This is a genomic window from Mucilaginibacter aquatilis (genome assembly GCF_009755275.1).
GTDB classification, from domain to species: domain Bacteria; phylum Bacteroidota; class Bacteroidia; order Sphingobacteriales; family Sphingobacteriaceae; genus Mucilaginibacter; species Mucilaginibacter aquatilis.
The window spans coordinates 941,842-957,912 of the sequence record NZ_WQLA01000001.1 but is presented as its reverse complement, the minus strand read 5'-3'; the positions used below and the strand labels follow the sequence as shown (position 1 = coordinate 957,912).

The window sequence follows — 16,071 nt, the reverse complement described above, 5'->3', positions numbered from 1 at the left end:
ACATGAAGAGGTTACTATATATTGGGCTGGTGTTGGTTATGGTATCCGCATTTTCAGCTTGTTCTACCGGTTATCGTTACTATACTGCCGGGCACGATGATATCAGTTTAACGCAGTATAAATCATTTGCGTTTGCACCACAATTAAAGCCGCGTAAGCCAGATAGCGTTATAAGTAATAAACGCAACTTGGGTGCCCGCTTAAATTATGTTAACAACAACCGTTACTTTAACAACCCTGCTGCTTACCAAAAAATTAAAGATGCCACTGCAGCCAGTTTACAGGCTAAAGGCTTAACCTTAAAAGAAGGTGGCGCCGATTTGTTGGTACGCTTTAATTCACTTGTTGACAGGGGTACCCGTACAAGTTACTACACGCCTTACTATGGCGGTTGGGGCTGGGGTCCTGGATGGGGCTGGGGTTGGGGCTGGCGAGGTCGCTTTAGTCCGATGTTTTATGGTGGCTGGGGCGGCTGGGGAGGCGGATACGCTTATCCAAGCCAGGAGCATTTTAAAGAAGGCGTACTGGCAATTGAGTTAATTGACGCACGTACTCAGGAGCCTGTTTGGATTGGTTACGGTAGCGGTGAGTTAAGTCGTGATCCGCAAAAGGCCATTGCCGAGTTACCAAAGGTAGTTGAAGACATTTTTAAACGACTGCCGGTTAAGTCATAAGTATCGCTATCGAATGCAATTTTTAAAGTTTGTCTGTAAGGCAAACTTTTTTTGTTTAAAGATCTTGTATTGATGAGCTAATACCGCTGCAAGCTGCCGTTTTTGGTGCTGAGGTGCATAATCAATTGTAATGGCAGTTCCCTTTTTTAAAAGTAAAGTTTTTAAGGTTGTTCTGATTGTTCTGGCTGTTTTAGCTTCACTGCTGCTTATTGCTACACTAGGTGCAAATACTTTTTTAAAACCTATGCTTATAAGCAAGTTAAAAAAGTCGGTAAGTAAGGCAACTAATAATCTTTATAAAATTAATTTAAAGGATGTTCAGCTGAATGTGTTTACTGGAAGCATTAGCCTTACAGGTATTACTTTTAAGGCTGATACCCATGTTTACGAAATATTAAAAGACCAAAATAATGCTCCGGCAAGCTTGTATACTGTTGAGGCCGCACGTGTATCCGTAAGTGGTGCTAAAGCCCTCAAATACATTTTTAGTAAAGAAGTAAGCGTGCAGCAAATTTCTATTGATGATGCAATTGTCAAGCTTGATAAGCTCAGCAATAAAACCGGCACCAAAGAAAAGGATAAGCGCACCCTTTACCAAAAAATTAAAGATGATATAAAGCTCATTAATATAGGCGGCATAGAATTAAATGATGTGCAATTTAATTATGCCGACCATACAGGTAAAAGCCCGTCTGCATCGGTAATAAAACATATCGATATAAAAGCAGCAGAACTTTTGATCGATTCGGCCACACAGTCAGATACGAGCCGTACCTTGTTTTGCAAAAATATAAGCGCAGGCATTAAAAACTATGAAGGCAAATCGGCTGGTGGCTTATACAGCTATAAATTGCAGTCGCTCACCCTGCACACTCAAGCCTCAAAACTTATAGCTACCGGCATAATTTTACAACCTCTTCCATCGGCACAGTATTTTAAAAAGAGCAAAGAGGACAGGTTTGATTTAAAGCTGGATACTGTTGTATTCAACAAAATTAACCTGGAGCAATATTATAAGCAGAATAGCTTTAGTGCTTCAAGTATAGTAATAACACAAGGCAGGTTTGAGGTGTTTAGCAATCCTAATGGAGTTGTACCTGTAACCGATAGGCTGGTTACTTTTCCTCATTGGGCTGTAAGGCAAATAAAGCAGCGTGTGAAAATTGATACCGTCTATCTCAAAAACATTAACGTTAAATACAAAGAGTATCACAAGCAATCAAAAAAAACGGGCTCAATTGCTTTCACTAACATTACAGCCCGCGTTTTGAATATTACCAATAACAAAAATGCGCTTAGCAAAAATAATATTTGTAAAGCCTATGTGCATTCGCAATTTATGGGCAAAGCTTCATTCAATTTATGGTTTGATTTTAATTTGAACGATGCCGATTACAAGTATGCATACAGAGGGCACCTTGGTGCGCTTGATTTAAAAGCAGTTAACCCGGCAGTAATGCCATTGGGTATGGTTCAAATAACATCGGGCAATTTGAAGTCGCTTGATTTTAAGGTTAGCAGTACTCAAAAGGTTTCGGCCGGAAGTTTGAAATTTCTCTATAATGATTTAAAAGTAAAGCTGTTAAAGCAAGACAATGAAAAGGGTTACAAGCAAAAGTCATTGTTAAGCTTTTTTGCAAATTCATTGATATTGAAAAGCAATAACCCCGAGAAAGCCGGAGAAGCTGCACGTGTTGCTACGTTAAAGTTTATACGACCTTCAAACTTTCCCTTTTTTAAAACCGTATGGTTTACCTTACTCAACGGCATAAAAGCCAGTGCTATGGGCAAGGCGCCCAAGCAGGATGAACAGGATATGGAAAAGCGCTTGAAAGAGAAAGAAAAAGCTGATAAAAAGGCGCGCAAACAAAAAGAAAAGGAAGATAAAGAATTCCGAAAGAAGCTTGAAAAGCTGAAAAATAAAAATTAACGCTTTAGTAGGCCGCACCAATATTCACCACAATATTTCGGTTACTTACTTTATTCAGTTGCACCTCAATTGGGTTGATGTTGCCATAGCCGTCTGTTTCGCCGGCAAAGTATCGGTTATGCAGTTTAACAAACAAAGAGTATTTTCCAACCGGAAGTGATAATTGAAATTTGCCGGCGCTGTCAGTTTTTACATGGGCAATTTCTTTGGCATTAATTTTAGCAAAAAGCGGCATCTGTCCCTCTGCGTTTTTCAGGCTTACATTTTCAAAAACATACACATTGGCCACTATTGGCTTGCCGGCACTCTGTGGTTTGCCCTTCAATGGCATTTGGTTGCCGGTTACTTGTGTTACTGTGCCGCTAATTCCCTGCTTAACTACCATACGTTTTGAAAGCACGCATGATGTTGTTAGTATAAAGCATAATACCGCTAATACTACATGTTTATGCGTTTTATACCAGTGATTTCTCATGTATAAGTTTTAAGCAATATAATAAATTAAATGCCAATATTTTTAACAGCAAATGTTATAGGATAATATTTAAATTAGTCGAAATTTATAGGCGGTTAGCCATAATCGCTTCAATTATATGCACCGGAGTAAATTTCACAAAAGTTTTTGGGCAGGTATAATTACCTTGCTGTGGACAGTTAATGTAGTGGCACAAAAGCCGCTGGTAACAGCCGAAAAAAAAGCCCAGCTTGATCAGTTGGCGGTCCAAATTCAGGAAACTTATGCTGCCGGGCTGCAAAAAGCTTTATTACAGGCACCACAACGCAATTGGGTTACACGCCGTACAAGTAAAGACGGTACCGAAATTGCCTTACAACGTATAAACACACTTGGCTTTCCGGTATTTTATAAAACTTACAGCAATGTAATAGCTGCGGCTACAACACGCACCAATAGTATACAAACCGGCGGCGATCTTGGTTTAAACCTATCAGGATCAAGTACGGCTTTGAATGGCAAACTTGCTATTTGGGATGGCGGCTCGGTGCTCACCACTCACCAGGAGTTTTCAGGTAAAGCCATAACCCTGCGTAATCCAACTGCAACGGTATCTCAGCACTCAACACACGTGGCGGGCACTATGATAGCCCGGGGTGTTTATGCACCTGCCAAGGGCATGTCATTTGGTGCCAATACCCTGCAATCATATGATTTCAACAGTGATATTGCCGAAATAACCGCAGCGGCGTCGGGCTTGTTGTTATCAAACCATTCATACGGTACCATAGCCGGGTGGAATTACAACGATGATGAAGCGCGTTGGGAGTGGTATGGATTACCGGGAGATAATGAGGATTACAAGTTTGGTTTTTATGACAGCGAGTCGCGTGCGTTGGATCAGGTAGCTGTAAATGCGCCATATTATTTAATTGTATCGGCCTCTGGTAATAACCGCAGTTACAATGGCCCGGCAGTTGGTTCAAATTATTATGGTTTTACCAGCCGTACCGATCCAACAATGATTAGTAAAGGTCCGCGGCCTGCAAACATTAGCAGCAATAACGGCTATGATATTATTCCCGGTTTCTCCAACGCTAAAAATGTGCTTACGGTTGGAGCCATCAACCAATTGCCTTACGGCCCGTCATCACGGCAGGGGGTAAGCGTTACATCGTTTAGTTCAATTGGCCCTACGGACGACGGGCGCATTAAGCCTGATGTTTGTGGCGATGGAGACCAGGTGTTATCTACAGGTAACAGCAGCAACACTTCTTACGTTACGCTTTCGGGTACCTCTATGGCAACACCAAACGTAACAGGCTCCTTGTATCTTTTGCAGGAGTATTATGCGCAAAAAAACAGCGGCAGTTTCATGCGTTCGGCAACGTTGAAAGGATTGGTTTGCCATACCGCTTTCGATGCTGGGAACGTTGGCCCCGATTACACCTTTGGCTGGGGAGTGCTTGATGCCCGCAAGGCAGCACAGGCTATAACTGATAAAGGCACTAAAAGCCAGATGAGCGAACGAACACTGCAGCAAGGCCAAACCGAAACTATTACGGTGGTAGCATCGGGTAACGGACCGCTGATTGCCACCATTGCCTGGACCGACCCGCAGGCAACCGTTGCTGCTGATGGTACGCTTAACGACCGGACGCCAAAGCTGGTTAATGATTTGGACATACGCATTAGCGATGGCACCACAACTTACAGCCCCTGGGTGCTAAATTGGCTTACGCCGGCAAATGCAGCAACCCGTGGCGACAACGTGCGCGACAATGTTGAACAGGTTTATCTTGATAATGCTATACCTGGTAAAACCTATACCATTAGGGTTACGCATAAAGGTACATTACAAACAGGTAATCAGCCCTATTCAATGATAGTTACAGGCGTAGGAGGCACTGCTTATTGCACATCAGCACCAACTTCAAACGCCGACTCGCGCATTAATAATGTTACGCTATCAAATATTAATAATACCCCTGCTGCGGGCTGCACCACTTATTCTGACTTTACCGCACAAGTTGTACAGTTGGAGCAAGGTGTAACCTACCCATTAAGTATAACCTTAGGCACTTGTGGTGCCAACTTCAATAAAATAGCAAAGGTATTTATTGACTGGAATGGCGACGGTACGTTTGACCCCACAGCCGAACTTGCTGCTACAACCAATGTAATAAACGGAACATCAACATTCAATGGAAATGTTACCGTTCCGGCAACGGTTGTACCTGGAAACTACAGCCTTATGCGGGTGGTGATGACTGAAACAGATAACACAGCCACCATAAACCCATGTGGCAGTTACAACAAAGGCGAAACGCAGGACTACAGGGTGCAGTTTACCGGTGCAAGCCGGGATGTCGGCGCTTTGAGAGTTACAAATAATTCAGTAGGCGGAGGTTGCGCAGGCGTGTCAAACGTTAGTGTAAGGCTAAAAAATTATGGTACAACTGCTGTAAGTAATATACCGGTAACGGTTACCATAACTCCGGCTAACGGCGGACAGGTAATCACTTTCAACGAAACTTACACGCAAACACTTGCTCCACAAGCCGAAGATGATTTTGTGTTAAACGGAACCTTTAACGCAACTGCAGGCGCATCATATACCATTACAGCAACTACAAGCTTAGCAAACGACCAGGTTGCAATTAATAACACCGTCACAGCTAACATTGTAATCGGCTCTATACCTGTTCCTACAAACTTGTCGGCTGTTTATTGTGATGATACACAACAGTATTTGCTAAGCGGAAGCGGGGAGGGATCAGTGCTGTGGTACACCGTACCAACCGGCGGTACACCAATAGCGGCGGGTACTAGTGCGTTCACCAAAACCGCACCGGTTAACAACACCTATTATGCAGCACTTAATGATTACAGTGCCAGTGTTGGCCCTGCTACCAAGTATGCATTCACCGGAGGCGGGTACAATCAATTCGGACAATCGGTTACGGTGTTCACCAAAATACCAATTGTTATACAAAGTGCCCGTTTATATGTAGGTAACGCCGGCAATATTAGTGTGGTAGCTACCAATGCAAATGGCGAAGAAGTGGCGAGAAGCAACATTGCGGTAACGGCAACACGCTCGGTTGCTGGAAGCGGTGCCCAAAATGATGACATTACCGACCAGGGTCGGGTTTATAACCTGAACCTTGTTTTGCCCCAGCCGGGAACTTACCGCCTGAACGTAAGCTACACCAATGGCGCTACACTCTACCGTAGCAATGCGGGTGTAAACGGCTATCCGTTTGGAAACGACGTGTTCAGCATACGTGGAAACAACGCAACCTTGGCCTCAAACCCGTCAGATACTACTGCGTACCGTAGTTTTTACTACTTCTTTTATGATGTGAAGATTGGAAGCAATGGTTGTCCGTCGGCTAATCGTGTGCCGGTACAGGTAACTGGTCCGGTAATTACACAAAACGGTACCACCTTACAATCCAATCAGGCAAGTAACAACCAGTGGTATTTAAATGGTGTTATTATTCAGGGAGCTACATCACCAACCTTTATACCACAACAAAGTGGAAACTATCAGCTACGTAACGTGCAGGTTACCGGCTGTACGGCAGTTTCGCCGGTTTATACCTATATTAAGGCTGATGCGGTGGTTAATACACCAACCGAAATAAAGCTTACTGCTTATCCTGTACCAACTGCAACTGATTTAAACGTGAGTTTTGTTGCGCCCGAAGCTGCTGATTTAACTCTATCCTTAATAAGTACTCAGGGGCAGGAAGTGTATAGTAGCAAAGCAAATATTCAGGCCGGGTTTTATAACAACGTTATAAGGGTAAACAATTTTGCCGCCGGAACTTATGTGCTCAGGGTTATCCTTGGGCAAAAAGTATATTCTGCCAAAATAATTGTTGTTAAGTAAAGTGACAAAAAGCAATGGCCGGTAAATTCTTACCGGCCATTGCTGCTTTATGTTTTGATGTTTGTTAAAAAGTGTACTTAATACCTAAGCCGGGAGCAAGGTCAAAGAATGGTCCTCTGCCAAGTTCCAAACGCGGGTTTAAATCAACACTTAGTGCAATCGGGCTTTCCGGAATAACATATTCCAATCCCAGCACTGCATCGGCACCCAAAAGTATGCCGCCGTTGTAATACTCATCGTCGCCCCCAAAGCGTTTATATCTGCCATCGCCCATGCCGCCAATGTGTGCACCTGCGCCGTAGTACCATCTTAATTGTGCAACGTCGAAAGCATTTTGATAAAATTGGTATAAGCCGGTTATCACAATGCCGTTTTTGCGTATGCCTAAAACGCCTTCAATTGCGTTTGTTTCATTCAAAAAATATTTACCCGATAGGCCGTTTTCGTACCCTCCGAATTTAAGGCCAACCGCCGATTTATATGATTGGGCTTTGGCCGACTGCTGAGAAAGCACAATGCAGGCAATGAAGGCGATAAGTAGAGCTGTTTTTTTCATTCGATGTAAATTAATTATTAATAGTAACGGCAAATTTGAGATTTTATGCCATTTGTAGATATAGATAACTTTTGTATGCCTGTATGTAAATGAATATCAACGATAAAATTTGAAGTTTTTTGACCTGGGTAGCTTTGTAGGGTTTAATGATATTGTGTTAATTTAGATGAAAATAAAAACTAATGTTTATGTTCATAAAGGGCCGCTGGAGTAAGTTTGTTGTTATAGCTTTTATGCTATTTGTTAACGTAGCGCAGGCGCAATACCGCAAAGGAATGGTTGTTTGTGCTTATCCTGATGCGGCAACCGTTGGACTAAACATTTTAAAAAAAGGTGGTAATGCTGTTGATGCAGCAGTTGCGGTGCAATTTGCTTTAGCGGTTACCCTCCCGCAGGCGGGCAACATTGGTGGTGGAGGTTTCATGGTATACCGTTCGGCAGGTGGAGAAACCAATACGCTTGATTACAGGGAAAAGGCACCAGCCGCAGCATCGGCCAATATGTATGTTGATGCCAGCGGTAATATCATACCCGATAAAAGTTTATACACACATCAGGCCGCAGGTGTTCCGGGTTCAGTTGATGGCATGGTGCAGGCACATCAAAAATATGGTAAGCTAAAATGGGCTGATTTGGTTCAGCCCGCTATTGATTTGGCCAGCAAAGGTTTTGTAGTAACACGGCACCTGGCCAATGATATAAATAGCAGCCAGGCTCAATTTAATAAGCTTAACGAGAAGGGAGTAAATTACTTTGCCAAAGCCAGAGCTTGGAAAGCAGGCGATACGCTTTTTTTGCCCGACCTGGCAAATACGCTTATTCAAATACGTGATAAAAAACGTGCAGGCTTTTATAATGGCATAGTTGCAAAACACATACTTAATGAAATGAAAGCCGGTAATGGTCTTATTACTCAGGCAGATTTGAATAATTACCGTTCTGTTTGGCGTAAAGCAATCACCGGTAACTATAAAAGCTTTAAGGTAATTACCATGCCTCCGCCCTCAAGCGGTGGTATCGCACTGTTGCAATTATTGCATAGTGTAGAAAAGTATCCTTTAAGCCGTTGGGGGCATAACAATGATTCAACTGTTCAACTTGTTACAGAAGCCGAACGACGTGTATACGCCGACAGGTCAAAGTACTTAGGCGATCCGGATTTCTTTAAGGTTCCGGTTGATAGTTTGCTCAACACTGCTTATGTTGATAAAAGGATGCGTAGTTTTAACTGGAGTGCAGCAACACCAAGCAGCGCTATTCAGCCGGGCAGTTTTGCTGGATACGAAAGTGATCAAACCACTCACTTTTCAATAGTAGATGCTTACGGTAACGCCGTGTCAATTACCACCACTTTGAATGGTTCTTTTGGTAATAAAATATTTGTTAAAGGTGCCGGTTTCCTGCTTAATAATGAGATGGACGATTTTAGTTCAAAGCCGGGAGTGCCTAACATGTATGGTTTAGTGGGAGGAAAGGCTAACAGCATACAGCCCGGCAAGCGTATGTTATCATCCATGACGCCTACCATCATTGAAAAGGATGGAAAGTTGTTTATGGTGGTAGGTACGCCGGGTGGCTCAACTATCATTACATCGGTATTTGAAACTATACTGAACGTTGTTGAATTTAACCAGGATGCGCAGCAGGCGGTTACATCCAAGCGTTTTCATCATCAGTGGCTGCCCGATGAAATACAAACAGAAAACGATGCCTTGAAGCACCCGGTGATTGATATTTTACAACGAAAGGGGTATAAGTTCAAAACGCGTGGCAACATTGGACGCGTTGATATGATTGTAGTAACCCTCGACGGGTTTGCCGGTGGGGCAGATCCACGTGGTGATGATACCAAAGCAGGCTGGTAATCTTAATTAGGCAAGCTTTTACATTTATTTGTGCCGGCTACATTTTTAATTACCTTTGGTTTGCTGTGAAACATCATCACGAAACCATTGATTACCTTTTAAAGATTGTATGGCAAAATATGGCCAATCGTTACAATCAGTTGGTAGCCCCATCTGGTATCACGCAATCTATTGGCTATGTGCTTATCAATATTGATGAGAAGGAGGGAACTACAGTATCACAGGTAGCGGCGTTGCTGGGCTTAAAATCTACAAGCTTATCGCGTATGCTAAGCCAACTCGAAAAGATGGACCTTATTTACAGGCAATCAAACGAGGGTGATAAGCGGTCGGTTAAAATTTACCTTACCGAGCTGGGAAAAGAGAAACGAAGGATGGCTCGTAACGTGGTTAAACAGTTTAATGCCTATCTAAACGATCACATAACCGAAAAGGAAAAGCTGTTACTCAGCAACGCACTTAAAAAAATTAATGATCTCACTTTAGATTATAATCCCGAATAACGCGTTAATATTTGCGTTAAAGCAAGTTATAATCTCTCTCCAAATGTTAAAAATTGTTAACCTGCCGTTTTTATTCATTAAAAAGGTAAATTTGCCGTTTATAAAACCGGTAATGAGCAAGCTGTTATTACTAATTTGTTGCCCTTTACTTATTTGCTTTTTTTTAAGTGCCTGTAACAAGGTTGATGATCCGGCCGTAATTAATGAAGACCAGGTTGCTATTGATAGCAATTTGATTAAAAACTATCTGGCTGCTAATAACATAAAAGCAAAGCGCGTAGAGAATATACTTGGCAGGCCCGATACCATTGGTGTTTGGTACGTTGTTGAGCGCGAAGGTACTACTGCGCCGCTGTACAGTAATTCAACTACCGTAACTGTTGGCTACACAGGCAAAGAGTTAGATAAGCCGCGCTTTTTTGTACAAACCGGTGAAATACATCCATCGTATGTGTTAGGGCAGGTAATAAGAGGATGGCAGGTTGGTTTGCGCAAAGTAGGTAAAGGTGGTAAAGTAAGGCTGTTTGTTTCATCAGCCTACGGTTATGGCCCTTATGAGCAACCAGTGCTTGGCTTACCGGCAAATGCTGTACTTGATTTTGAAATTGAGGTTTTTGACGTAACGAATTGATTTGATATAAATGAGAAAATTTTATCCGACGCTTTTAATATTGGCTGTAGTGGCATTAAGTGCATGTCGTAAGGAACGCAATGATATTGATATAAAAGCTTATGACCAGCAGCAGATTGAGGGTTACCTTAAGTCTAACAACTTAACCAACATGAAGCGCGATTTAACCGATGGTGACACTACCGGTATATATTATGAGATTCTGTCTCAGCCTACAAAAAACCTTGTTCCACTTGATTACTCTACTCAGATTGCATACGTGTACTCAGTAAAATCATTGGATGGTAGTTATAATTCAAGTGATACAATAGCTAATCATAGCTACAGGTTCTTAGGTTCAACTGGGGTTGATTTGCCTAAAGGACTTATGCTGGCTATCCGTAACCTAGCAAAGTATAAAGGCACACGTGCAAGATTTATTATACCATCGCGGCTTGCTTTTGGTCAAAGTGGGTACGGTACTGGGGCAACTCGTATCAAGGGTAATACATCGCTTGAGTATTACGTAAATGTTTTGGATGACAGGCAGCTTGCTGTGTATGATGAGGCTTGTATAAAAACCTATGCCACTGCAAATGGAATAGATATAAGCACCTACACGCGCGAAGCTTCAGGCTTGTTTTGGAAAAGAACACAGCCTGACACGGGTAAAGTTGTAGTTACTCCAACATCAACCGTTACTACGCAGTACACCGGAACGTACTTGAACAACATCCAATTTGATAACAGCTCAAATGCTTCTGAAGCAGGAACTGAATTTAACGTTGATGGTGTAGTAAAAGGCTTTGGCGAAGGTTTACAAAAGATTAAAGCCGGAGGGCAGATATCATTATTTCTGCCATCAGGCATTGCCTATGGTACTGGCGGACGAGTAGATAATGGCGTTGTAACAGTTGCTCCGTTCCAATGCTTACGCTTTGAAGTTAAATTGTTAACAGTTAAAAATAATTAACCCTTAACGGCTTCTTTGTAAGTTTTCAAGGCGCGCTCCTTACCTTCTTTGTTATCAACAATGGGCTCCGGATATTGGTCAGTTCCATACTCCGGAACCCATTTTTTTACATACTCCATTTTCGGATCAAATTTCTTAAGCTGTGCTTCAGGATTAAAAACCCTGAAATACGGCATTACATCCGTACCCGATCCGGCTACCCATTGCCAGCTGCCCACATTTGTTGATCCTTCGTAGTCAAGTAATTTGCGTGCAAAGTAATGTTCGCCCCAGCGCCAGTCAATAAGTAAATGCTTAATTAAAAAGCTGGCAGTAACCATACGCACGCGGTTGTGCATAAACCCTGTAGTGTTCAATTCGCGCATGCCGGCATCAACCAACGGGTAGCCCGTTTTACCCTCGCACCAAGCTTCAAACTCTTCTTCGTTATTACGCCATTGAATTCTGTCATAGGCAGGCCTATAGGCGGAGTGTGCCGTATCTGGAAAAAAGTCAAGTGCCATCATATAAAATTCGCGCCATATTAACTCACCCATCCAGGTTTGCTCCCTTTTAAATGACGTACGTACCGCATCCCTTATGCTTATAGTTCCAAACCTTAAGTGAATGCCTATATGTGATGTGCCTTTTTTTGATGGGATGTCGCGGTTTTTTGAGTAATCATCAATAATGTCTTCATACTCGGTTCCGGGTATTTCCAGTTCACTTTTCACAAACCCCATGCTTTTTAGCGATGGTATTTCCAGTCCGTCGACTTTTGCGAGGTTTTTGAAGTACTTTTCAGTCGGGTATGGTTTGAGGTAAAAATCGTTAACGGTTTTTAACCAGCGTTTTTTATAAGGAGTGAATACGGTGTAAGGCTTCTTGTCATCCTTTACAACTTCTTCACGCTCAAATATTATCTGGTCTTTAAACGTTTTAAAAGGAATGTCATGCTTTTTAAGCATGTCGCCTATTTTACCATCACGTTCTTTTGCGTAAGGTTCGTAATCGCGGTTGGTATAAACGGCGGCTACATTGTAATGTTCAAGTATGTCTTCCCACGCTTTTTCGGGCTTATCATACTTAACTAATAAACTACTTTTATGTTCGCCAAGCTCTTTGTTAAGCTGTTCAATGGTGTTGTAAATAAAGGTTACGCGCGCGTCGTCTTTATCTTCCAGTTTATCTAAAATATCGCGGTCAAAAATAAAAAGGCATAATACAGGGTTTTTGGCTTTTAGTGCCCTGTACAAACCAGCGTTATCATGCAACCGCAAATCGCGGCGAAACCAAAATATGGTTACCGGCGTATTATTATCCATAAATATCTTTTAAAGCATCAGCTAAATGGGCAAACTTAAACTTATAGCCTGCCTCTTCAATTTTGTTTGTCGAAACTCGTGTACTGCCTAAAACCAGGGTTGAGAGTTCGCCAAAAAGTAGTTTTATAATAAAGGCTGGAACATTTGGCGCCCATAGTGGCCTTTTTAATTGCCAGGCAACGGCTTTGGTAAGCTCTTTGTTGGTTACAGGGTTTGGCGCGGCCATATTGTATGTGCCAGGTTGTAATTTGCCTTCAATTGCATCAAGGTACATTCCTACAGCATCCTGTAGGTGCAGCCATGATACCCATTGATTACCGCTTCCCAACGGCGAGCCAACTCCCAGTTTAACTGGTAGAGCCAATTGTGGCAAGGCACCTTCCTTTTTAGTGAGTACAACGCCCGTGCGAAACTTGGTAACATTTATACCTAATTGTTTTCCATCATCAACCGCATTTTCCCATTCAACGCAGCATTTTCCTAAAAAGTCATGTGCGGGTGTATCATCTTCGGTTAAAATCCGATCACCTCTGTCACTGTAATAGCCAACACCTGATGCCGATATAACATGTTTTACGGAGTGGTTGGGCTTTGATTTCAGTAGGTCATAAATCAAACCAATAGATTTGGTCCTGCTTTCCAAAATTTCGGCTTTGCGCTTTTCCGTCCAACGTTTATCTGCAATTCCGGTTCCGGCAAGGTGCACAATGGTGTCAACACCATCTACGCTGCGCTTATCTATTTCGTTTTTTTGTAAATCCCATAAAAAAGTAGCTACATTTTTATGGTTACCTGGCTTACGGCTTAAGTGGCTAACTGTGTAACCTTTGTTTAATAGTTGCTGTGTTAATTGCTGTCCAATAAGTCCGGTGCCTCCCGTAATTAAAACATGTTTTTGCATCAGCCAAAAATATAAATCTTAATTGTTCACCGGCATGGTCTCAAGCAGTGCTTCCCGTAAGGTTTTCAGTTTAAGCGGTATTATGTTTTTAATGGCATCATCGCGCGATACCAAGTCATACTTTAAGTTTTCAACCAATGTTTTTGCATGCGAATAACTTATAGGCGTTAAGTAATTAAGCCAGTATGAAGATAGCGCTGCCGACACTTGAGGCATTGTCATAATGCTTACCTTTCGTTTACGGCAAACCTCACCGTGCAGCAATAACATTTGTTTAAACGTTAGTACCTCTGGCCCGCTGATGTGGAATTCGGCATTAAATGTATCTTCATTAAGTAAGCAACCAGAAAGGTATTCAACAACGTTGCTTGTTGCAATAGGTTCTTCTTGCGCTTTAGCCCATTTTTGCGCAATTAATACAGGCGACTTTTTGGTAAGGCCTTCCATTAATTCAAGCGCAATACTGCCTTCACCAATAATCATTGTCGATTTCAGGATGGTGATTGCTGCATCTGCCTGGCGCAAGATATCTTCAACATGCAGGCGCGATAAGCCGGCTTCCGTTAAATGGTCATCGATTTCGCTAAGCGAGATAATTTGCTTACAATGAGTTTGATTAACCGCTTTGATAAAGTTTTCGGCAGACAGGGCTTCCAAGCCCGCAAAACCCGAAGTTTGTGGTAATGCGTTTACAAGGTAATAAGCTACCTGTATGTCGGTTGGTAATGATTCCATACCCCGGTTGCGAAGTAAATCGCCGGTAATTATGGTTACCTGTGTAGCATAATCAGTTTGCTTCTCAAATAAGGCCTTGTCACGTACCAAACATACTACCTCATGGCCTTCAGCCAGCAATGCCGGAATCAATCTTGCACCAATATAACCGTTAGCGCCCGTTAGCAGTACCTTCATCAATGTAAAGAAACAACAAAGTATTGATGGGGTTTTAAAATTGTAGGTTTATGTTAAAATCTGCTTAGAGAAATATTAATAACGGTTGAAATACATAACTCAGCATGCTGGTTAAGCTGAAATGTTATTTAACTAAATTAGGCTGTTTGTCAATTTGATTACCACTAATGTTCAAGTACCACGTGTGGTTTGTAAGTATCAGTTTTTACCTGCGCTTTAAGCTCGTGCAAAATATTATATAAACCAAAGTTGGTACGGTTTACATAGATAAAATGCTTAACTCCACGCGCTTGTTTAAACTCGGGCATACGGGATAGTTGCTCGCCAAAGCCGTATAGCTCATCAAAAAATCCGGTTTCGCCAAAATCAAACGTGCCGACCATGTAGGGCTTTGCAAACAAGCTTATCATCTGGTGATAAATGCTGTAGTAAAACTCAATTTGCTGAGCGTTATCCCCCGGTAAAATCATTTCAAGCTTGCGGAACGCTTTAATAGTTTCCTCTTTGTTATCAAGCAGGTTTGTTGATGTGAGAGAGAAAAAGGGATCGTAAAAATCTTCGGGCATTTCTTTGATACAGCCGAAGTCAATGATGCCTAAATCACCTTCAGGAGTTATTAAAAAGTTACCAGGATGCGGATCGGCATGTACAGCACGCAATTCATGTTGCTGAAAGTTATAAAAATCCCACAAGGCCTGGCCAATTTGGTTACGCAACTCTTGTGACGGGTTAGTTTGCAAAAACTCCTTAAGGTGTTTACCGTCAATCCAGCTCATGGTAATTATACGCTTGCTGGATAGTTGAGGGTAATAAGTTGGAAATACTATATTTTGAAGATTGGCACAAGCATTTGAAAACTCAACCGAACGGCGGACTTCCAGTTCATAATCAGTTTCTTCTAAAAGACGTTCCTCCACCTCGCGCATGTAAACATCGAGTTCTTTTTCGCTCATGCCTAACAGCCGGAAAGCAAATGGCTTAACCAGTTTAAGGTCAGAAGAAATGGAATCGCCTACACCTGGATACTGTATTTTTACTGCCAGTTTTTGGCCGTTAAGCTCAGCCTGATGAACCTGACCTATCGATGCCGCATTAGTAGAACGCAGGTTAAACTTATCATATATTTGCTCGGGCGATTTGCCAAAGTATTTTCTGAACGTTTGTACAATCAATGGTCCGGACAGCGGCGGGGCATTGTATTGTGATTGCGAGAATTTATCAACGTAAGCTTTTGGCAGGATGTTTTTATCCATGCTAAGCATTTGTGCTACCTTAAGCGCACTGCCTTTAAGTTCACTTAACGATGCATAAATATCTGCAGCATTATCTTCGTTAAGTTCGGTTTTATCAAGGTTTGGATTGAAGAGTTTTTTTGAATAATGCTTAATATAGTTACCGCCAACCTTAAAACCGGTTTTAACAAACTTTGCCGACCGTTCAACTTTACTGGTAGGTATACTATTCTGCTCTCTGGCTTTCTCTTCGCTCATA

General features: G+C 42.2%; 13 protein-coding genes. 7 read left to right on the top strand and 6 right to left on the bottom strand.

The genetic code is table 11. From position 1 onward, the window contains the following. Nucleotides 1-2 precede the first annotated feature (2 nt). Complete coding sequence (locus tag GO816_RS04315) at nucleotides 3-674, top strand: DUF4136 domain-containing protein (RefSeq protein WP_157540103.1); 672 nt, start codon at nucleotides 3-5, stop codon at nucleotides 672-674. A 130-nt stretch (nucleotides 675-804) separates the two neighbouring features. Next, complete coding sequence (locus tag GO816_RS04310; protein WP_157540102.1) at nucleotides 805-2,604, top strand: AsmA family protein; 1,800 nt, start codon at nucleotides 805-807, stop codon at nucleotides 2,602-2,604. Between the two features lie 4 nt (nucleotides 2,605-2,608). Here the strand turns inward: GO816_RS04310 and GO816_RS04305 are convergent, their stop codons facing one another. Further along, nucleotides 2,609-3,079, bottom strand: coding sequence for a hypothetical protein (locus tag GO816_RS04305; protein WP_157540101.1), 471 nt, complete (start codon nucleotides 3,077-3,079; stop codon nucleotides 2,609-2,611). A gap of 118 nt (nucleotides 3,080-3,197) precedes the next feature. Between GO816_RS04305 and GO816_RS04300 the strand changes: the two genes are divergently transcribed. Further along, entirely contained in the window at nucleotides 3,198-6,956 is a 3,759-nt protein-coding gene (locus tag GO816_RS04300) for a S8 family serine peptidase (RefSeq protein WP_157540100.1), read from the top strand. 64 nt (nucleotides 6,957-7,020) lie between these two features. On the opposite strand, the gene GO816_RS04295 is transcribed toward GO816_RS04300, so the two are convergent. Beyond that, entirely contained in the window at nucleotides 7,021-7,512 is a 492-nt protein-coding gene (locus GO816_RS04295; RefSeq protein ID WP_157540099.1) for a hypothetical protein, read from the bottom strand. A 188-nt stretch (nucleotides 7,513-7,700) separates the two neighbouring features. Between GO816_RS04295 and ggt the strand changes: the two genes are divergently transcribed. The 4 genes from ggt to GO816_RS04275 all read left to right on the top strand — a co-directional run bounded on the left by ggt (nucleotide 7,701) and on the right by GO816_RS04275 (nucleotide 11,463). After that, on the top strand, nucleotides 7,701-9,377 hold the full coding sequence (gene ggt / locus GO816_RS04290; protein ID WP_449406776.1) for a gamma-glutamyltransferase: 1,677 nt from the start codon (nucleotides 7,701-7,703) through the stop codon (nucleotides 9,375-9,377). Between the two features lie 119 nt (nucleotides 9,378-9,496). Further along, a complete protein-coding gene (locus GO816_RS04285) occupies nucleotides 9,497-9,880 on the top strand; it encodes a MarR family winged helix-turn-helix transcriptional regulator (protein ID WP_157540168.1) in 384 nt (127 codons plus the stop codon). Nucleotides 9,881-9,923: 43 nt separating this feature from the next. Next, nucleotides 9,924-10,511 (top strand): FKBP-type peptidyl-prolyl cis-trans isomerase, encoded by a 588-nt coding sequence (locus tag GO816_RS04280; RefSeq protein WP_157540097.1) that lies wholly within the window; start codon nucleotides 9,924-9,926, stop codon nucleotides 10,509-10,511. 10 nt (nucleotides 10,512-10,521) lie between these two features. Then, a complete protein-coding gene (locus GO816_RS04275) occupies nucleotides 10,522-11,463 on the top strand; it encodes an FKBP-type peptidyl-prolyl cis-trans isomerase (protein WP_157540096.1) in 942 nt (313 codons plus the stop codon). On the opposite strand, the gene GO816_RS04270 is transcribed toward GO816_RS04275, so the two are convergent. The 4 genes from GO816_RS04270 to GO816_RS04255 form a co-directional block, all read right to left on the bottom strand. After that, a complete protein-coding gene (locus GO816_RS04270; RefSeq protein ID WP_157540095.1) occupies nucleotides 11,460-12,767 on the bottom strand; it encodes a cryptochrome/photolyase family protein in 1,308 nt (435 codons plus the stop codon). The two genes, GO816_RS04275 and GO816_RS04270, sit on opposite strands and share 4 nt — an antisense overlap. Next, on the bottom strand, nucleotides 12,760-13,668 hold the full coding sequence (locus tag GO816_RS04265) for a TIGR01777 family oxidoreductase (protein WP_157540094.1): 909 nt from the start codon (nucleotides 13,666-13,668) through the stop codon (nucleotides 12,760-12,762). Before GO816_RS04265 ends, GO816_RS04270 begins: the two co-directional genes overlap by 8 nt. 18 nt (nucleotides 13,669-13,686) lie before the next feature. Beyond that, nucleotides 13,687-14,580, bottom strand: a complete 894-nt coding sequence (locus tag GO816_RS04260) for an NAD(P)H-binding protein (protein WP_157540093.1) — start codon at nucleotides 14,578-14,580, stop codon at nucleotides 13,687-13,689. A 164-nt stretch (nucleotides 14,581-14,744) separates the two neighbouring features. Beyond that, on the bottom strand, nucleotides 14,745-16,070 hold the full coding sequence (locus tag GO816_RS04255; protein ID WP_157540092.1) for an ABC1 kinase family protein: 1,326 nt from the start codon (nucleotides 16,068-16,070) through the stop codon (nucleotides 14,745-14,747). Between the last annotated feature and the right edge of the window lies 1 nt (nucleotide 16,071).